Below are 19,201 nucleotides of genomic sequence, written 5' to 3'. Positions count from 1 at the left end.
AATGAATAATGCCGCTACTGACATTATTCATTGTGCATTATCCATTCTACATTAAATTTAATAACCCCGCGCTGTGTTGTCTGCCCGTGGGTCGGAAGCGCCTTCGTAAGAGCCGTCGGGACGGATCAGCACGCAGTCCATGCGACCGAGCGTGTTGGTGAGTTTTTCGAGGATGTAGCCCCGGTTTTGCAGTGTAGTGACGGTGGCGTCGGAGAAAGCGCCGTTCTCAAAAATTGTTTTGTCGGGCAGCCACTGGTGGTGAAATTTCAGCGCGTTGACGGCCTGCTGCATCGTCATGCCGTGTTCAATCACGTTCAGAACCGTCTGGTAAACTGACGTGATGATGGTAGAGCCGCCCGGCGTTCCAACGACCATGAACAATTTCCCGTCTTTCTCCAGAATCGTTGGCGTCATGCTCGACAGCATCCGCTTACCCGGCGCAATGGCGTTTGCCTGATTACCAATCAGCCCGAACATATTCGGAACGCCCGGCTTCACGCTGAAGTCGTCCATTTCGTTATTCATAAAGAATCCTGCCCCGCCCACAACCACGCGGCTGCCATAACCACCATTGAGCGTTGTGGTAATACTAACTGCGTTGCCGTCCTTATCGACGACCGAGAAATGCGTCGTTTCCAGACTTTCGTAGCCCGGAATCTGACCACCCTTAACGGCTTTGCTGTCGGTGGCTTTAGCGAAGGCGAAGTCCATCCAGCGGCTTTTTAAATAGTCAGCACTCATCAACGTGTCGGTTGGCACCTTCACGAAGTCGGGGTCACCGAGGAACTTGGCGCGGTCGGCGTAAACGCGCCGTTCAGCTTCGATCATGACCTGCACGGTACTGTCACTATTCCAGCCCCACCGGCGCAGTGGGTACGGCTCGGTGAAGCGCATCAACTGCACCAGCGCCACGCCCCCGCTGGAGGTGGGCGGCATGGTGATCACGTTGTAGTTTTTATACGTAGCCTGAATCGGTTCGCGCCAGACGGAATGGTAATTTTTAAGGTCTTCTTCGGTAATGAAACCGCTACCGCGCTTCATCTCCTCGGCCAGCAGCCGCGCCGTTTCGCCCTCGTAAAATCCCACCCGGCCTTGCTGCTGAATGCGTTGCAGCGTTTTGGCTAAGTCAACCTGCACAAATAACTCGCCCTTTTGCCACTTGAGCGTATCAGCCGGATTCGTGTTTTTCAAAAAATACGTTTTGCCGGGATTAATCGTGGTAAGGTCGTTTTTGATACGGTTTAGTCCCAGGGCATCGCGGTCGGTGAGGGCAAACCCGTTGGCGGCTAAGTCGATAGCGGGCTGCAGCACCTGCGCCCACGGTAACCTACCGAATCGTTTGTGGGCCTCGACCATTCCATCGACCGACCCCGGCACGCCACTGGCCAAGTGCCCGCTGATGCTCAACCCCGGCCGGACATTACCGAGTGAGTCGAGGTACATATTTTGGGTGGCGCGTCCGGGCGCTTTCTCGCGGTAGTCGAGCGTGTAGGCCTTGCCGTCGCCAGCCCGATAGACCATAAAACCGCCCCCGCCGATGTTGCCTGCGCCGGGATAGACCACCGCCAGTGCGAACTGCACGGCCACGGCTGCATCGACTGCGTTACCGCCTGCTTTCAGAATGTTCAAGCCCACCTGCGAAGCTTCGGGGTGCGCCGACGCCACCATGCCGTTGCGACCGGTGACGCCCTGCCGGTCTGAGAAGAAGCCATTCGATGAAGTGCCCGCCTGCGTTGGTTCTTCGTCTCGGTACTGGTAAACGCCCTGACTCTGGCGGACTTTAGTGTCAGCGGTGGTCGTTGGCGGCTGGGTTTTACAGGCAGCGAACAGCGTAATTGCCAGCAGCGGCACTACACGGAATTTTCGTTTCATAGGAAGTCAGGTTGTTGTCAGAAACCACTAAGCTACGAAAATTGACCAAACGTCCACCGATTATCCGCTAAAGCCATACGTCTGTCCGAAAAGCGTTGCTGATGCCCTGAAAGCACCGTATCTTCATTTGCTCTTTCACGCTTTCACTCTTTGCAACGTGCGCTTCATTCGTCAGATATTTGAAAGTTTTCGCTTCGCCTGGCAGGCGCTTCGGTCCAATCTCCTCCGCACCACGCTTTCTCTGCTTGGCGTCACGATTGGCATTTTCGCCATCATCGCCGTTTTCACCCTGGTCGATTCGCTGGAGCGGAACATCAAAACCAGCCTGTCGTTCATTGGCGACAAGGTGGTATATGTGGAGAAATGGCCGTGGTCTTTTGGCAGTGAATACCCGTGGTGGAAGTTTTTCCAACGACCCGAAGCGTCACTGACCGAATTCCGCTTTTTGCAGGACCGGCTCGAAACCGCGCAGGCCGTTGTCGCCATGGATTTTAAAGGACGCGTGACGGTTAAGCAGGGCAACAACAGCATGACGTCGCTGATTCAGGGAACGACGTTCGACTACAACAAGATTTCGGACGTGCCGATTGAGCGGGGCCGCTACTTCACGCAGCAGGAAATCGACGTATCCCGCAACGTGGCCATTATTGGCGCCGACGTGGCCGAGAATCTGTTTCCAGGACAGGACCCCGTTGGCAAAACATTCAAACTTAACAGTCTGAACTTCAACGTTATCGGTGTTCAGGAGCGCAAAGGCGAGAGTTTGCTCAACGTAGGCGGCAATCCCGATACCAAATGCATCATTCCAATGGGGGCCTTTGCCAAGATGTTTCACTCCATCAACCCCAGCATCAGCATTGCCGTTAAAGCCTACGACGACGATCCGGGAATGGTTGAACTCGAAAGCGAAATCCGGGGGCTTATGCGCACCCGGCGCAGTCTGCGTCCATCGCAGGACGACAACTTCGCCATTAACCGTCCCGAAGCGCTGGCGCAGGCCATCAGCGGCATTTTCGTGGTGCTGACGCTGGCGGGTTGGGTCATCGGCGGCTTCTCGATCCTGATCGGCGGCTTCGGCATTGCCAACATCATGTTTGTCAGCGTTAAAGAACGCACCAGTATTATCGGTATTCAGAAATCGCTGGGGGCCAAGAACTACTTCATTTTGTTCCAGTTTCTGTTCGAGGCCGTTCTGCTAAGTTTGGTCGGTGGGTTGGCGGGTATTCTCTTGGTTTATCTGCTGTCGTTTGCCCAGTTGGGAAGTCTGGACTTGCAGCTTTCAACGGCTAACATCATTCTGGGGGTGGGCGTATCGAGCATCATCGGCGTACTGTCGGGTATCATTCCCGCCTTCTCGGCCGCCCGGCTCGATCCGGTCACCGCCATTCGGGCCAAATGAGCTACCTCACCGCATCGGCGGCCCGGCCCCTCTCCTTGGGGCGAGGGGCCGGGCCGCCGATGCGGTGAGGTAGCTCTAAAACTGACTCCCCATCCCGATCAGCACCGTAGAGAATATGATCAGTCCCAACCCGGCGTAGACGACCCGGTAAGTAGCTGGGCTGGCTCCTTTCCACTCGTGCAGGGCCAGGCCCCAAAGGGTGCTGAAGGTGATGATGAAGGCCATGTGCAACGTCCAGCCCGCAAATCGGAACTCGTCGCCGAGGTAGGTGTCGCCCATGCCGTAGAAAAAGAACTGGAAATACCAGGTCGTGCCCGCCAGAATCGCCCACAGGTAATTACTACGCAGGGGCGTCCCCGAAGCCGTGTAGTCGCCGAAGCTCCGGTTGCGCCGGTTCAGGATCATGCACCAGATGAAATTGGTGGTGAAGCCACCCAGCAGCAGCACCGGGTAAATGGCGTTGTTCTGAAACAGCGGGTTGGTACCGCCCTGCACGGCCAACTCGGCAATGGGTTTTCCGGCCGTCAGGCCAAAGGCGAAGCAGGCGCTCAATATGCCCGACACGGTGGCCACGGCAATGCCCTTGCGCAGATTGAACTCGGCAATGGTCGCTTTCTGCTGTTCGGCGTCTAATTCGTTTTCTTTCATGAACCCCGCCCGGCCACACACGGCAATACCAATCAGACACACGGCTACCCCCGCCAGGGTGAACAGGCCCGACCGGGTGCTGAGCAACTCATCAAACCGGCCCTCATACAGCGGTGGAATGAGCGTTCCAAAGGCTGAACAGTAGCCCAGCGCTACGGCCATGCCCAGCGAAATGCCGAGGTAGCGCATCGACAGGCCGAAGGTCAAACCACCGATACCCCACAGCAGACCGAACAGAAACGTCCAGCCCAGCGTGGCCGGTTCAGCCGCCGAAATAGCCCCAATGGGGTTGCTGACCGTGAGCCAGCCCATGAGCCAGGGCACGATAATCCAGGAGGCCACGCCCCCCACAATCCACGCACTCTCCCACGACCAGCCTTTAACGCGCCGAAACGGAATATAGAACGTACCGGAGGCATAGCCCCCCAGCGCATGAAAGAAAACCCCGAGAATTGCAGCCATACATTAAATAGCGAAGGAGTGAGTGAGCAAAAGAATGGTCCGCCATAGCGGTGAATTGGTGAGTGGTAAAGATAAATTACCCCGTTTAGATACTTGCCTGCACTTCCCTACAACGACTGCCGGACGATGAGCCGGAAGGGATTTCGCACTTGCTCAATTGTGTTTCCCAGTACCATCTGAGCCGCCGTGCGCCCCATTTGCTCAAAATCGGTGGAGATAACCGTGATGCCGTCCAGCAGCAACTCCTTCACTAACGTTTCATTATACGATAGAATACCCACCTCCCGGCCCACGTGCAACGCTGTGTCTTTGATACGCTTGATGAGCATCACCAAATCTTCTTCCATGAGGTTGATAAAGGCATTTCCCGGCTCGATAGCCACCGTGTTGATGTCATCAATAACCCGCGCTCCAAATTCATACCGGGCACAAAATCGGCGAAATCCGTCCAGAATCGCTTCCGGGTGATACGTGTTGGCCGGGAACAGAATATTGAGCGTCGTGTATTTGCGAAGCAGCGGGAGCGCTTCCGTAAGCGACCGGTGCAGGTCGTTTTCAAAGTCCTGATACACCGCCGAGTACTTGCCCGTCAGCCCGTCGATGAATTTGTCCATCACGACCAGTTTGTGCTTGGGCAGGGCATTGATAAGGTCAAGGGCACGTTCGCCCCCGTCGAAAAAGTGGGCAATGATGACGTAGTGCGTGTAGCCGTGGGCGTGGTTGAGCAGGATGTTTTTGAACAGGCGGAAGTCGTTGTGATACACGAAAAAATCAATCGGTACGTCCAGCCCCAGTGCATCCGTGAAGGCGTCGTAAATGAGTTTTTTGTGGGTGCTGAGTTTATTAAACAGGAGAAAAACCTTGAGTTGCCGGTCAATTTCGGCGTCGCTGATGTAGTAGCCCTTGCCCTTGGTCGACTCGATTACTTTCTTTTCTTTGAGCAGATCATACGCCCGCTCCACCGTCCGCTTCGACACGTCGAACTCCACGCACACTTCGAAGATCGACGGCAGTTTATCGCCCGGCGTAATATCTTTGTTTCGGATCCCCTCAACGATGGAATTATAGATCTGGAGGTATTTGGGTGTACTCGAAAAGTCATTAATCGCGATTCGCTGGAGCATGGGTATTGGGTTAGTTCAACGTTGACTTGGGTTAACGAACCGCTCCGTAGACGGTCGTCCCGTAGGTACGCAACAGCGCAGCGTCGGTAGCAGGCAGGAATTACCAATCCCCATGTTTCGTCGTGCCGTAGGCACGTGACAGCAAAGCGTCGGTATTAATGTGGTGTCTTCAACCGACGCTTTGCTGTCACGTGCCTACGGCACGACGAAACATGCCAAACTTGTCTTTTTCTACCGACGCTGCGCTGTTGCGTCCCTATGGGACGACGCAAAAACGTGCGACCTGCCTGCTACCGACGCTACGCTGTTAAACCCCTACGGAGTTACATGGACAACTGTTAAGCAACTTATCAATTCACCAAAAAAACCGTCATCGTTTTCGGACCGTGGGCACCCAGCACTAAGGACTGCTCGATATCGGCGGTTTTGCTCGGTCCGGCAATGAAGACGCCGAACGTGTAATCGTCGGCCCCGATGCGGGCATAGGCGTCGTGCATCGTCGGCACCAGATCCACCACGTCTAACACCACCGCCAGATGTTGCGCGATGAACGGAATAGCCCGCAGGGGCCGGTTCTGAATGCTCCCCAGCAGCGGCTCCGTCACCCAGACCGCCCCGTTTTCAGCCACCCCGAAATGAGCCGTAATGATGGCCAGCTCGACGTCGGCCAGCGAATGAGGCAGCACGGCACTTTCCCGATCAGCTAATGCAGCATCACTGCGCCAGTGCATGTCGGCCACGCCCGCCAATTGGGGCAAGGTGCTAATGATCCGGTGCTGCCCAATGGTGTAGTTCTGCCGAATGTGGGCCTCGATCTCAGCCCAAGTCTCAACCGGCACCACTTGCCCGCCAATGCTTGTCAGCACATCGCCGAACCGTTGCGCCCGGTCATCGGCAAAGTTCGCCGACGCGACTTGCGCCAACGCAGTCAGGTCCGGCAGGGGCGTTGATTCGGGCTTATTCTGCCGGACGGCCTGTAAGATTTTTTCGCGGGTTGTCATGGGTTTAGGGGAAGCACAAGCTTTTGAGAAAAGTACCAGAGTTGACTACTCATAAGTGGTGGCCGGTTATGGTGCTTTTCGTACATCTTTTCTATAACTAAACATATGTTAAGGGACAGAACCCATAAAGAGCAAGTTTATCATTTGAAGCTGGCATCTTAGGAAAGTCTAATTATCAAAGCGGCCTATCTTCTTTACATTTCTTAGCAAGAGAAATACTGCGACTATGAATACTATCGCATACAGAATGTCTAGCCCTGGCTTTTCAAATTGTTGCGTCTGAAAATCAAAGTGGCGAAACAGAGCCCCGCCCAGTATGACAGCGATAATGATTAAAACGAATCTCATATCCTTGTTCTATAAGTCGAATTATGTTGACAGGATACGCGAATCACGTTGTTCGTTTAGCGACTACCTGATTCGCTTCTAAATAAGCGAGCCCGCCGACCAGAATCGGCTGGATGAGTAAGAGGACATCTCCGATCTTGGTAACATGACCGAAATGAATGAAAATCATCCCTACACTGATAGCAGTCCATCCCCAATTGGCATAAATCAGCAGTCTAACTAATCGAACCGAGGTGGGCTTTTGAGTAGCAACGGTCAAAGCCAATAGGGCATAGATTAGGTTGATGGCTGCAACAACCAGAATGAAAGAAGCGGTCACGCCCAATGTTGTTGTTAGAGGTACATAACATAGAAAGCCTATACCCGAGGTTGCCCCTCCTGCGAGAGTATCAAGCCATAAAATTCTCTTTAGGAAAGGTTCGTTTTTTATAGAGTAACCCATTAGTGAAGCAACTAATGTTGTTATATAATCGAACGTTGTATTAAGTTCCTTGAGCACTATCGTCTCCGATTAGTCCTCCACCGGACTAACCATGCTCATTTCCGATTTTCGGCATACCACTCACCGAAGGACTGTTTGGGCGGTTCGGGCATGTTGCGGTGCTTGTACCACGGATTGAGTTTGTTGCTCACCAAACCCGGAAACCAGCGCATCAGTGTCCGGCCGATGCGTCCGCCCCATGCATATAGTCCCCGGTTACTCAGCACCGTGTTCATAGCCTGCATACTCACCGTTTTGGCAGTGGTGGCCTGCCCTTCCTGCATCAGCACCTGCCGCCATTTATAGAGTTGCTGGTGAATGTCGATCTTGACCGGGCACACGTTGGTACACGACCCGCAGAGCGTAGACGCAAACGGCAGGTCGGCGTGTTTTTTCATGTCCAAGTTCGGGGCCAGAATCGACCCGATGGGTCCACTGATGGCGCTGTGGTAACTGTGGCCCCCGCTCCGGCGGTATACGGGGCAGGTGTTCATGCAGGCCCCGCACCGGATGCACTTTAACGAATTGCGGAAATCTTCGCGGCCCAACTGTACCGTCCGGCCATTATCGACCAAGATCACGTGCATGGTCTGACCTACCCTCGGTTGCCGAAAGTGACTCGAATAGGTCGTGACGGGTTGACCGGTGGCCGAGCGGGCCAGCAACCGCAGAAAGACGCTGAGGTGTTCGCGCCGGGGAATGATTTTCTCGATGCCCATACTCGCAATGTGAACATCGGCTAAGTGAACGCCCATGTCGGCGTTGCCTTCGTTGGTACACACCACAAACTCACCCGTTTCGGCAATGGCGAAATTCACGCCCGTCAGGGCCACGCGCCGGGTCAGGAAAGTATCGCGCAAGTGCAGGCGAGCCGCGCCGGTCAGAATTTGCGGGTCGGCGCAGCCCTCTTCGGTGCCCATGTGCTTATGGAACAGAACGCCGATTTCATCTTTTTTCCAGTGGATGCAGGGCAGCACGATATGGCTCGGCGTTTCGCCCGCTAACTGCACAATCCGTTCGCCGAGATCGGAGTCGATCACCTCAATGCCGTTCTCTTCCAAATACCCATTGAGGTGGCATTCTTCGGTGAGCATCGACTTGCTCTTGACCATCTCGGTAACCCCATTCTCCCTGAGAATATCCAGGACAATCTGGTTGTGTTCGGCGGCATCGGCGGCCCAGTGCACCTGCACCCCGTTGGCCAGCGCGTTGGTTTCGAACTGCGTCAGGTATGTATCCAACTCACTGAGCACATTATTCTTGATCTGCGAAGCCGTTTCGCGCAGTTGCTCCCATTCGGGCAGGGTGTGGGCGGCTTTATCGCGCTTCTGACGAACAAACCAAAGCGTTTCGTCGTGCCAGTTCACCCGGTCCTCGTCCCGGTTGAAGCGTTCGGCTAATTCGGGGTGTTGCATTTTTTAGGTTTGTGGTTTGTAGTTCGTAGTTTGTGGATGCCGGTCCCCCGGTGCGGTCAGTCCCGGCGGGGAACCGCAACCACAAACTACGAACTACAAACTGTTATTTAGTATCTCCGCAATGTGAACCACTTTCGTCCTGCTGCCCTGCCGTCGTAAAATGCCCTCCATGTGCATCAAACACGACATATCGACGCCGGTAATATAGTCGGCTCCGTGCCGCAAGTGGTCGGCCACGCGATCTTTACCCATCTTGGCCGACACGGCTTCTTCCAGCACGCAGAACGTGCCGCCAAACCCACAACACTCGTCGGGCCGATCTAATTCAACCAATTCAAGACCAGCCACTTGACTTAGCAACCGAACCGGTTTGGAAAAAGCCGGGGCGTTCAGTTCGCTCATCTGCGAGAGGTGCAGCCCCCGCTGCCCGTGACAGCTTTGGTGCATCCCCACGCGGACGGTGCGCCGTTGCGACGGAAAACTCGCCGATATATGATCGACTTTTAGCACGTCGGTGATAAACTCGGTCAGTTCGTAAACGTGTTGCCGGATACCCATGGCACCCAATTCATTCGTGTCGCTGTGGAGGTGTTCTTTCAGATGTAACGTGCAGCTCCCCGACGGACAAACTACATAATCGACCGCTCCGAACTGTTCCACAAACCGCTCATTCAGCGGCCCAGTCAGGTGGGCAAATCCCGAATTGGCCATCGGCTGACCGCAGCAGGTCTGGCCTTTGGGAAACACAACGGTCTGCCCCAGTTTTTCCAGCAGTTCCAATGTCGCAATGGCCACCTGCGGATAAAACTGATCGACGTAACAGGGAATGAACAAGCCTACGGTCATGGAGTGCTGATTTCAATACTTCGTTAAGGTAATCAAATTTGGTGGTACAGTCAACGGATTCCACTCGTCATGGAACGCCAGAGCCGCACCCAGCGCTGTAGCCTGGGCCACCGAAGCCGCCCATACGCCGATGTCTGGAAATGCCGCTGCCAGTAAATTCATGTAAATGGGATTCTGACTGAACCCACCATCCACAAAAATGCGCGTAATGGCAGTAGGCACGCCCGGTTCCTGGGGTGGCAGTACCAACGCGGTCGAGATAAGTTGTCCGGCCATCAGGTCGAGCATTAGCTGGTGATAAGCCGTTCTGTAATCGGTAAAGTCAGCTAAGTTCCGTTGCCTAAAGACCGACCCGGCCAGCGAAGGCATTGTCACTGGCGGAATCAATCCTTCGGTCGGTTGAGTGTCTGACGTGGTCTGTCGTAATTTCTGGATTAGGGCGGCATCGTAACGAATCTGTTTGTAGTGGTCCAGCGCAACACCGAAATGGTCAGCTAATCGTTTCGTTTGCTGCTCGTGTTCGTAGCCCGCAAACAGGCGGGAAGCCTTCACCGGTTCACCTTTGTAGGTCAGGAAGCACAGGCAATCGTACTGTAGCTCTTCGGCTGTCAACCGAAGCGTCGGACCGGGCTGCGTATTAAACGGATTCATGCTGATGCACCACGTTCCGGTCGAAATTAACACGAACGGCTCCTGAAAGCTCGCCAGATACGGAATCAAAGCCGCCGACGAGTCATGCAGTCCCACGCCAGCGAGCAACTGGCGCGGCTTTTCACTACCAACCGATTCGCCTGCTACGAACGCATTCATTGCTTCGTCGGCGGGAAACAGGTCGCCCATCCGGGTATCGAGACCCTCAGCGACTACCCAATCGTGGTACTGGTTTTTGGTAAAATCCCAGAGCATCGTGTGGCACCCAATGCTGGTGATGTCGCTCAGCAGTTGCCGCGTTACCAGATAGCTCAGAAATTGAGGCAGGTGCAGAGCGTAGCGGATGCGCTGAAACAACTGCGGTTTGTCGTACTTGATGCGGTAAAGCATCAGCCCTGAATTCAGACTATCGAGCGCGGGCGAGGCCGTTTGCACTGCCAATGCATCCGCCGGACCGTATTGGCGGTAAAACTGTTTACGGATGGAATCAGGAAACGATTTAAGGTAGTTGTAGAGATACCCTACCGGATGGCCTTCGGCATCTACATACACGAAACTGGCTCCGTACGCCGTAAAATTTACGGCCTGAACGTCGAACTCTGGCAACGCCAGCACTTCCTGCACGGCCGACAGCATCCACTCACTCAGCCGGTCGAGGTCTTCGCAGGGGTCGCCGTCATCATCAGTCATCTCGGCAAATTGCTCGGCTCGTTCCCACACAATCTGGTACTGCTGATCGAACAGAAACAGCTTTTTGTTCGTCTTGCCGACGTCGATGATAGCGATAACCTTCATATTGAATGATGAATGATGAATGATTTACGCCAGTAGGTATTCACCGTTTATCATTCATCATTCTCTTAAAGTCCCGTTGCGACCGTTTTTGCGCCCCGCTCGCTAATGAGTTGCTGCCGGACGTTGAGTTGGCGGAACAGGGCCAGCGGGTTAAGCGCACCACCCGCCCGCAGCCGGGCTTCGGCCACTAACGGACGCACGTCGGTGCGAAAGGCGTCCTGCAAGATCTCCTGCGCCCGCACCACATCGTTCGACTCGCGGGCTTCGTCTAAGGCAACGCGGTCAACCAGCAGGGCCTGAGCGTAGGCTAACTGAATCGCTTCGACACTCTGTAGCAGGTCTTCGAGCGGGTCTTTGACATTGTGACTCGCGTCGATCATCCAGCCCAAATCCTGCGCGTGGTTCATTTTGCGGGCGTCCATGCCGTCGATCAGTTCGTTGAAAATCAGGAACAGTTGGTAGGGTTTTATGCTGCCCGCTGTCAAGTCGTCGTCGCCGTATTTGGAGTCGTTGAAGTGGAAGCCGCCGAGTTTACCCTCATTGAGCAGGATGGCCACAATCTGCTCGATGTTGGCGTTGGGCAGGTGATGGCCAAGATCAACCAGCGTGTAGGCTTTAGGCCCAAGTTTGCTGGCGTAGAGGTAACTGCTGCCCCAGTCGCCCACGGTCGTCGAATAGAAATTCGGCTCGTAGGCTTTGTACTCAACAAACACCCTCCAGTCGTCGGGCAGGGCCGCGTAGATTTCCTGCAAACTGTCCAGCGTCCGCTCGAACGCCTTTCTGAAATTTAGCTGACCGGGGAAGCACGACCCATCGGAGAGCCAGACCGTCAGCGCATTGGAACCCAGCGCCACGCCGTGCCGAATCACCTCAATGTTATGCTCCACCGCCTGCCGACGCACCGCCGGATCGACGTGCTGCAACGAGCCAAATTTATAACTCAACGCCTGCTCTGGTTGATCCTGAAATGTGTTCGAGTTCACCGCGTCGAAGGTCAGACCGTAGTTAGCGGCTAATTGCTTCGTGGCGTTCGCGTCGGTCGGAATGTCCCACGGAATATGCAGTGAGATGGCCCCGCTGGCCTGGTTCAGCGCGTGGAGGAGACCGACATCGGCGATCTTCTCCTCTAATGAACGCGGCTCGCCCCCGCCCGGAAACCGGCCGAAGCGGGTGCCACCCGTACCGAGCGCCCAACTCGGAATGGCAATCTGAAAATCGACCAGCTTTTGAATCACAACTTCGGCCTGCTCAACTAAATCGGTCCAGGGCGATAGTTTGCGCTGGTGTTGCATTTGGCCAGCCGCGTTGTGGTCGGCAATGAGATTGTGGGTTAGGTTCATAGGGATATTATTATCCCAACGCTAAAGCGGTGGGAAATCATATTATTATCGTACAAACGCCATGGCCACGCCCCCGTCTACGTTCAGAACGTTGCCCGTCGACTTGTTCAGCAAGCCGCCGACGAAAGCAAAGCAGGCATTGGCAATATCGTCGGGCAGGATGACCTCGTTTAGCAGGGTCCGTTTGGCATAATAAGCGGGCAGTTCAGCGACGGTGATACCGTAGGCCTTGGCGCGACCTTCAGCCCAGCCGCCCGCCCAGATGTTGGAGTCCGAAATAACCGCATCGGGGTTGACCGTGTTGACCCGGATATGGTCGCCACCGAGTTCGGCCGCATTCAGGCGACTCAGGTGCAGTTGGGCCGCCTTGGCTGAGCCATAGCCCGCGTTGTTGGGTCCGGCTACCAGGGCGTTTTTCGAGACAATATTGATGATATCGCCCCCCAGCGCCTGTTTGCGCAGGACCGACACGGCCGCTTTAGTAACCATAAACTGGCCCTTCACCAGAATGTCGTACAGTTTGTCCCACTCTTCGATGGAGTGCTCGGCAATGGGCCGGGAGATGCTGATACCGGCGTTGTTAACGACAATATCGACCCCACCAAAAGCCAAACAGGCAGCCTTGTACGCTTCGTCGATACTGGCAGAATTAGTTACGTTCAGCGTCGTTGTTGCCACCGAGTCCTTGCCAAACTGGCTGACAAACTCATCTTTTGCCCCGTCGAGCCGCTCCTGATTGATATCGTTGAGCACCACGCAGGCTCCTTCCTGCGCGAATTTCTTAGCAATAGCTTTGCCGATGCCGCCCGCGCTGCCCGTGATGAGCGCAATCTTACCCGATAGTGGCTTGGGTTTGGGCATCCGCTGAAGTTTGGCCTCTTCGAGCAGCCAGTATTCGATGTTGAACGCTTCCTGACGCGGCAGTGAGGTGTACTCCGAAATGGCTTCGGCTCCCTTCATCACGTTGATGGCGTTGATGTAGAACTCAGCCGCCACCCGCGCCGTTTGCTTGTCCTTAGCAAACGTGAACATACCCACCCCCGGCCACAAAATTACCACCGGATTCTTGTCGCGAATAGCAGGCGAGTTTGGGTGTTTACAGCTATCGTAATAGGCCTGATACATAGCCCGGTAAGCCTCATAATGGGGAGTCAGTTTGTCCCGAATGGCACCGGTATCGGTCACGTCCTGATCCGGGGTAAGGTCCAGCACAAGCGGACTGATTTTGGTCCGCAGAAAGTGGTCGGGGCAGGACGTACCCATCGGGGCCAGCCGGTCGAGATCGTTCGAGTTGATAAATTCCATCACCCGCTCGTCGTCAGTAAAATGACCAATCATATGCCGTTCGCTCGAACATAGACCGCGGAGAATAGGCGCCAATTGAGCCGCCTGCGTTTGCCGGGATTCGCTCGGCAAAGGCTCTATTTTAGATCCTCCAAACACTGAGCGGGTCTTCCCAAAGTTATCTTCCAGATACTCCGCGCACCGCTCAATGACTTCGAGCGTGTTCACGTAGCTTTCATAAGCAGTGTCGCCCCAGGTGAACAGGCCGTGTGAACCGAGCATGATGCCCCGAAGCTGAATGCCGTTAGCCGCATTTTCGTCCAGGCACTGCTTCAATTGCAGACCCAGGTCGAAACCCGGTTTCTGCCAGCCGACCCAGCCAATCTGCCCGTCGAAGAGTTCCTGCGTGATGCGTTGCCCGTCTTTGGCGGCTGCAATGGCAATGGCCGCGTCGGGGTGCAGGTGGTCGATGTGCTTGAACGGTAAAAAACCGTGCAGGGGCGTGTCGATGGATGGCGCTTTGGAGGCCAAGTCGAAAATGCAGTGATTGAACAGCTCAACCATCTCGTCTTCCTGTTCGATGCCCCGATAAATGCCCTGCAAACTCCGCAGCCGGTCCACGTACAACGCAGCTAATCCGGAGCGGGTCAGCGTGCCAATGTCGCCCCCGGAGCCTTTCACCCACATCACCTCGGTGGGCTGGCCCGTCAACGGATCAGGAGCCATCGCCTTGCACGACGTGTTGCCGCCCCCGTAGTTGGTCAGCCGCAGGTCGGCACCCAGCAGGTTCGAGCGGTAGATAAGCAACGCAACTTCCCGGTCGGGTTGGGGCAGTTGGTCGAACTGGGCCGCTTTAGCGTCGTCCCAGAGGTAACTGACGTGGCGGAAGGTATTGGTTTGGGGGAGCATAGGGTACTGGTTGAGAAGAGTAAACAACCCGGTTCAGGACTATTTTTCCTAATTTATACACAAATCTATACGCATCAAAGCGTCCGCGTTTCATACACTTACCTACTATCCACCTCCATCTCCGCTCAGCTTACACCTCGATTCGCAGCAGGTGCATCGGCAGCACGTAGGGGTCCAGATCTACGTAGTTCCGTTCGCCCCGCCAGGTGTAATAGGCCCCCGTGAGCAGGTCATGCGCCGTGTAAGACTGGTCGGGACCAATGCCCAACTGCCAAATGGGTACCTGCACCCAGGCGGCCCGGCGCTGGTAGGCATCCGTATTGACTACGATGAGCAGCCGATTGCTCCCGGTCACCTTCAAATACGCCATTATAGCGTCGTCCTTGACGGAACAGAACGTCAGGTTATTCGTCGTTTGCAGAGCCGCGTTTTCCCGTCGGATTCGGTTGACTAACGAGATCAGGTACGTCAGTTTGTTGGTTTTTTCCCAGTTCCAATACCGAATCTCGTACTTCTCGGAGTTCAAAAACTCTTCCTTACCCGGAAAAGGCTCGTGCTCCATCAGTTCGAACGATGGCCCGTAAATACCGTAATTGCTCGATAGCGTAGCGGCCAGAAAATAACGGATCAGAAACTGCGGTTCGTGGCCGGTTTGCAGGCTCGGCGGGTTAATATCGTGGGTAGTGGGCCAGAAATGCGGGCGAAAATAATGACGCATCTCGCTCTTAGTCAGTTCGGTCATGTACTCCTGCAATTCGGCTTTGCTGTTGCGCCAAGTGAAGTACGTATACGAATAGGCGAACCCACGTTTGGCCAATTGCTGCATTACTTTGGGCTTGGTGAAGGCTTCGGCCAGAAACAGCATATCGGGGAACTCCCGCTTCACCTCGGCAATGACCCACTCCCAAAAGCCAAACGGCTTGGTGTGCGGATTGTCGACCCGCACGGTCCTGACGCCCCACGACGCCCATACCAGCAACACCCGCTTCAGTTCATTCCACAGGTTTTGCCAGTCGTCGGTCTCGAAGTAAACCGGGTAGATATCCTGGTATTTCTTGGGCGGATTTTCGGCGTACTGAATCGTGCCGTCGGGTCGTTTTTTAAACCATTCGGGGTGCTCGGCAGCCCACGGGTGGTCGGGCGAGCATTGAATGGCGAGGTCCATCGCTACTTCCATGCCGTAATTAGCCGCAATGGCAATCAGGTGCTTGAAGTCGTCGACGGTACCGAGTTCAGGATGAATCGCGTCGTGCCCGCCCAGTTCAGAACCAATACCATAGGGAACACCCGGATCGCCCGGCTGGCTGACCACCGAATTGTTTTTACCTTTCCGGTGGGCGGTGCCAATGGGATGAATCGGCGGCAGGTACAGCACGTCGAACCCCATACCGGCAATGCGCGGCAGCAGCGCTTCCACATCCCGAAACGTACCATGTGCTCCCTCCTCTCGCGCGGCCGAACGCGGAAACAGGCAGTACCACGTGCTGAACGCGGCCGCGGTCCGGTCCACCTCCACGCTCAACGGATTCTGCGAGTGACCGGCGTAGCGGGCCGGGTGTTGACGTTCGGGATAGCGGTTGGCATAAATCGTAAACTGCTCACTTTGGGCTACGGATATGGCTTCGTCGTAGCGGTTAGCAGCCTCGTTGGCCCCTGCCCGGAACAGCGCGGCCATCGCCCGCAACGCCGTCACGTCGGGGCTTTCCTCAACCTTCTTTTTACTCTTTTTTTCCTTTCCACCGGTTGTTCCCCCGGCCCGGTTAATCAGTCTGTCTACGTACTGCGCTCCGGCCAGCAGTTCGCTGGTAATCCGCTGTCCGTCGGCCACTTTCAAATGTACTTCGTGCTGCCATGAAGCCAGATGGTCGACCCACGCGTCGATGGTGTAGAGGTAACGGCCGGGCCTGTCCACAGTGAACGACGCCCCCCAACGGTCGTTGCCGAACGACGCCAGGGCCGTTTCCGTCCACGTTGCCTCATCGGCGTGCTTGTGGAGGAGCCGGGCAGCAATGAAGTCGTGGCCGTCTAAAAAAATATCGGCCTCAACAGCAATCACATCACCAGGTACGGCTTTAACGGGAAATCGACCGCCGTTGAGTTCGGGCGAGACATTCTCGATAACGACGCGGATTTGACCATCACCGACACCGGCAACTGGGTTGGCCGAACCAGATAAAGCATCGACGGTATTGACCGACACAGACGTGCCCATCGAATCAATCTTGGGATTGGTTGTAACCATACTTGTTGGCCGTTGAGGCCGATAATTTACAGATTGATGCGTATGCAATTGGCAAACAATGTTACAAAAAAATGGCGATTGGCCCGTTTCAGACCGTTTACGAACCCGTTTTCTCTCGCTCAATACCGTATAATTATATAATACGTTGCGCGAACTACTTGTTTATTCCAATTGCGTATTTCTACGCTAAATGCCTGAACGCTACCATTTTACTTTTGCTTCTGGCTGCGTTTTGTTCCCTCAGATCGTTTCGGTGACGACTAAAGGTCGAGTCTGTTTAAATCGCTTTCCGTTGTCTGTTTTTGAGGTCATGTTGGTCAGGCTGCCAAGTGCATGAATCATTACTTCTTATTGGGACTGTTGCTGCTAACGGCTTGTGGCGGCAGCCGTCCGTTTTTCCGGTCGACTATGGAAACCACCGAACGTATGTATGCGCAGGTCGTGCTTAAAGCGCCGACGAGCCAGTCAATCACCAAAACCACGGCCACGGCCGACCAGATGAATACGCTGCAGCCTGACAGCACGACGGTGGCGCAGGCAACGGTCGCCTTAGAGAACGCTGGATTTCGGATTGAGCAACCGGGCGTTACGTTGTCGGTGTCCGGTCCGAAGCAACGGTTTGAATCCATTTTTCAGATTCGCCTTACTGCCTACAAGCAGGGGGGAGAGACGTATTACCGTACTGATAAACCCGCGACGATTCCGGCGTCGATGCAGGCCACGGTCGATGCAATTGTCTTCGCCGAACCGCGTCAGTATTTCAACTGAATCTTCCTTTATCGACATGAGCAAAGTAGCCAAACGTAAAATTCTGTTCGCTCACGCATCGGTGCATTCGGTGGGTGGCCAATCGTTGTTCAGCGTTCGCCCGGACGACATCCGACCCAATACTGTGCAGGCCTTCCGGTCCGATCAGCAATTGACTGACGAAGCGGTACAGCAGCTCCGAACGAGTGGCTTTGAGGTATTGCAGGTCAATGAAACGACCATCTCGATTGCCGCCCCCGCCGAGACGTACGAAAAGGCGTTTAACACCAAAATCACCAGCCACGAAGAACCGGTCGTGAAGGAGAACGGGGAGGAAACCACCGCCGAAATGTTCGACGCCCCCGGCTCAGACGTACCGGGCCTGATTGACACCCGCCAGAGCGCCTTCGCCAACGTGCTGGAAGGCGTATCGCTGAACCGCCCCATCTATTATTTCGCCAGCCGATTCGCCCCGGTTACCGACTACTGGCATCTGACCGTTCCCGGCGACGTATCGCTGGGTCTTAACGCCGACCGCGCCCACCGCGCCGGTTTCACGGGCCGGGGCATCCGCGCCGTCATGGTTGATTCGGGTTGGTACCGGCATCCGTACTTCGTGGGCCGGGGTTACCGCACCACGCCCGTTATCCTCGGTCCCGGCACGACGGCTCCCGAACACGACGAAAACGGCCACGGCACGGGCGAATCGGCGAACCTGCTGGCCATCGCGCCGGACGTAACGTTCACGATGATTAAAATGAGCTTCGTCGATTCGGCCGGGGCCTTCAACGCGGCCGTTGCCCTCAACCCGCACGTCATTTCCTGTAGCTGGGGTTCCGACATCCAGACCGGTCCGCTCCGGTCCGATGACAATGTGCTGGCTGCGGCCGTAGCCAATGCCGTTCGGCGGGGCATCGTCGTCGTGTTCTCGGCGGGGAATGGCCAATTCGGATTTCCGGGCCAGCACCCGGACGTGATCTCGGCGGGGGGCGTGTTTATGAAGCCCGACGGTTCGCTGATGGCCAGCGACTATGCCAGCGGGTTTGCCAGTCAGATTTTTCCCGGCCGCAACGTACCCGACGTATCGGGGCTGGTTGGCGCGCGGCCCAGCGCGGCTTACATCATGCTACCGGTGCAGCCGAGGGCCGAAATCGACACGGGCGCGGCCGGTGGTACGCATCCCACAAAAGACGAAACCCTGTCGTATGACGGCTGGGCAGCTTTCAGCGGCACGTCGGCTGCGGCCCCGCAGTTAGCTGGTATATGCGCCCTGATGAAGCAGGCCAACGGTCGACTGACCCCCGCCGACGTACGGGCCATTCTGCAGCGTACGGCCGTCGACGTCACCATCGGCGCGGGCAATCCGCGCACGGGGGGTATCGCCGGTACCGGCCCTGACTTAGCCACCGGCGCGGGTTTAGCCGACGCCTACAAGGCAACGATGGTAGCCCGGCTACGGTCGGTTATTGCACCAGCGGGCAGCGGTGTTCCGCCCGCTGTGGCCACCGTCGAACCAGTTTCGCAGGCCCTGCTGAACAACGGCACGCTCTCACCCGACGAATACCAGGCGTTTGAGGACATGCTGCTGGACCTGCCCCGTTAATCCTTCCTCCGAATCCATACTGACGTGGATTATA

14 protein-coding genes are annotated in these 19,201 nt (G+C 55.6%); 3 read left to right on the top strand and 11 right to left on the bottom strand.

The features are described from left to right. Nucleotides 1–57: 57 nt before the first annotated feature. The gene (gene ggt / locus ACYVHB_RS15080) at nucleotides 58–1,872 is read right to left on the bottom strand and encodes a gamma-glutamyltransferase (RefSeq protein ID WP_461052586.1); all 1,815 of its coding nucleotides are present in this window, start codon (nucleotides 1,870–1,872) and stop codon (nucleotides 58–60) included. A 157-nt stretch (nucleotides 1,873–2,029) separates the two neighbouring features. Here ggt and ACYVHB_RS15075 point away from each other — a divergent pair, with 157 nt between their 5' ends. After that, nucleotides 2,030–3,271 carry an ABC transporter permease gene (locus ACYVHB_RS15075; protein ID WP_461052585.1) on the top strand — a complete coding sequence of 414 codons (1,242 nt, stop codon included), beginning with the start codon at nucleotides 2,030–2,032 and terminating at the stop codon, nucleotides 3,269–3,271. A gap of 75 nt (nucleotides 3,272–3,346) precedes the next feature. Here ACYVHB_RS15075 and rhaT read toward each other — a convergent pair whose 3' ends face one another. The 10 genes from rhaT to ACYVHB_RS15025 all read right to left on the bottom strand — a co-directional run bounded on the left by rhaT (nucleotide 3,347) and on the right by ACYVHB_RS15025 (nucleotide 16,817). Further along, complete coding sequence (gene rhaT / locus ACYVHB_RS15070; protein ID WP_461052584.1) at nucleotides 3,347–4,381, bottom strand: L-rhamnose/proton symporter RhaT; 1,035 nt, start codon at nucleotides 4,379–4,381, stop codon at nucleotides 3,347–3,349. A 107-nt stretch (nucleotides 4,382–4,488) separates the two neighbouring features. Beyond that, nucleotides 4,489–5,505, bottom strand: a complete 1,017-nt coding sequence (locus tag ACYVHB_RS15065; protein WP_461052583.1) for a GntR family transcriptional regulator — start codon at nucleotides 5,503–5,505, stop codon at nucleotides 4,489–4,491. A 350-nt stretch (nucleotides 5,506–5,855) separates the two neighbouring features. Next, nucleotides 5,856–6,506 (bottom strand): LutC/YkgG family protein, encoded by a 651-nt coding sequence (locus ACYVHB_RS15060; protein WP_461052582.1) that lies wholly within the window; start codon nucleotides 6,504–6,506, stop codon nucleotides 5,856–5,858. Between the two features lie 391 nt (nucleotides 6,507–6,897). Then, a complete protein-coding gene (locus ACYVHB_RS15055) occupies nucleotides 6,898–7,353 on the bottom strand; it encodes a hypothetical protein (protein ID WP_461052581.1) in 456 nt (151 codons plus the stop codon). A 38-nt stretch (nucleotides 7,354–7,391) separates the two neighbouring features. Further along, complete coding sequence (locus ACYVHB_RS15050) at nucleotides 7,392–8,750, bottom strand: lactate utilization protein B (protein ID WP_461052580.1); 1,359 nt, start codon at nucleotides 8,748–8,750, stop codon at nucleotides 7,392–7,394. A gap of 93 nt (nucleotides 8,751–8,843) precedes the next feature. After that, entirely contained in the window at nucleotides 8,844–9,596 is a 753-nt protein-coding gene (locus ACYVHB_RS15045) for a (Fe-S)-binding protein (RefSeq protein WP_461052579.1), read from the bottom strand. A gap of 12 nt (nucleotides 9,597–9,608) precedes the next feature. Beyond that, nucleotides 9,609–11,042, bottom strand: coding sequence for an FGGY-family carbohydrate kinase (locus ACYVHB_RS15040; protein ID WP_461052578.1), 1,434 nt, complete (start codon nucleotides 11,040–11,042; stop codon nucleotides 9,609–9,611). A gap of 65 nt (nucleotides 11,043–11,107) precedes the next feature. Further along, a complete protein-coding gene (locus tag ACYVHB_RS15035; protein ID WP_461052577.1) occupies nucleotides 11,108–12,382 on the bottom strand; it encodes a sugar isomerase in 1,275 nt (424 codons plus the stop codon). 45 nt (nucleotides 12,383–12,427) lie between these two features. Then, nucleotides 12,428–14,575: a bifunctional aldolase/short-chain dehydrogenase gene (locus ACYVHB_RS15030; RefSeq protein WP_461052576.1), complete on the bottom strand. Its 2,148-nt coding sequence runs from the start codon at nucleotides 14,573–14,575 to the stop codon at nucleotides 12,428–12,430. A gap of 130 nt (nucleotides 14,576–14,705) precedes the next feature. Then, complete coding sequence (locus ACYVHB_RS15025; RefSeq protein ID WP_461052575.1) at nucleotides 14,706–16,817, bottom strand: alpha-1,4-glucan--maltose-1-phosphate maltosyltransferase; 2,112 nt, start codon at nucleotides 16,815–16,817, stop codon at nucleotides 14,706–14,708. A gap of 333 nt (nucleotides 16,818–17,150) precedes the next feature. Here ACYVHB_RS15025 and ACYVHB_RS15020 point away from each other — a divergent pair, with 333 nt between their 5' ends. Beyond that, complete coding sequence (locus tag ACYVHB_RS15020) at nucleotides 17,151–17,585, top strand: protease pro-enzyme activation domain-containing protein (RefSeq protein WP_461052574.1); 435 nt, start codon at nucleotides 17,151–17,153, stop codon at nucleotides 17,583–17,585. Nucleotides 17,586–17,601: 16 nt separating this feature from the next. Beyond that, on the top strand, nucleotides 17,602–19,167 hold the full coding sequence (locus ACYVHB_RS15015; protein WP_461052573.1) for a S8 family serine peptidase: 1,566 nt from the start codon (nucleotides 17,602–17,604) through the stop codon (nucleotides 19,165–19,167). The last annotated feature ends 34 nt before the right edge of the window (nucleotides 19,168–19,201 follow it).

Source organism: Spirosoma arcticum (assembly GCF_054779955.1).
This window is presented reverse-complemented; position numbering and strand designations above follow the sequence as displayed.

Bases quoted from the DNA above. Each gene is read 5' to 3' on its own strand.
- ggt (WP_461052586.1), bottom strand. From the start codon at position 1,872: ATGAAACGAAAATTCCGTGTAGTGCCGCTGCTGGCAATTACGCTGTTC.
- rhaT (WP_461052584.1), bottom strand. From the start codon at position 4,381: ATGGCTGCAATTCTCGGGGTTTTCTTTCATGCGCTGGGGGGCTATGCC.
- ACYVHB_RS15065 (WP_461052583.1), bottom strand. From the start codon at position 5,505: ATGCTCCAGCGAATCGCGATTAATGACTTTTCGAGTACACCCAAATAC.
- ACYVHB_RS15060 (WP_461052582.1), bottom strand. From the start codon at position 6,506: ATGACAACCCGCGAAAAAATCTTACAGGCCGTCCGGCAGAATAAGCCC.
- ACYVHB_RS15050 (WP_461052580.1), bottom strand. From the start codon at position 8,750: ATGCAACACCCCGAATTAGCCGAACGCTTCAACCGGGACGAGGACCGG.
- ACYVHB_RS15045 (WP_461052579.1), bottom strand. From the start codon at position 9,596: ATGACCGTAGGCTTGTTCATTCCCTGTTACGTCGATCAGTTTTATCCG.
- ACYVHB_RS15040 (WP_461052578.1), bottom strand. From the start codon at position 11,042: ATGAAGGTTATCGCTATCATCGACGTCGGCAAGACGAACAAAAAGCTG.
- ACYVHB_RS15035 (WP_461052577.1), bottom strand. From the start codon at position 12,382: ATGAACCTAACCCACAATCTCATTGCCGACCACAACGCGGCTGGCCAA.
- ACYVHB_RS15030 (WP_461052576.1), bottom strand. From the start codon at position 14,575: ATGCTCCCCCAAACCAATACCTTCCGCCACGTCAGTTACCTCTGGGAC.
- ACYVHB_RS15025 (WP_461052575.1), bottom strand. From the start codon at position 16,817: ATGGTTACAACCAATCCCAAGATTGATTCGATGGGCACGTCTGTGTCG.
- ACYVHB_RS15020 (WP_461052574.1), top strand. From the start codon at position 17,151: ATGAATCATTACTTCTTATTGGGACTGTTGCTGCTAACGGCTTGTGGC.
- ACYVHB_RS15015 (WP_461052573.1), top strand. From the start codon at position 17,602: ATGAGCAAAGTAGCCAAACGTAAAATTCTGTTCGCTCACGCATCGGTG.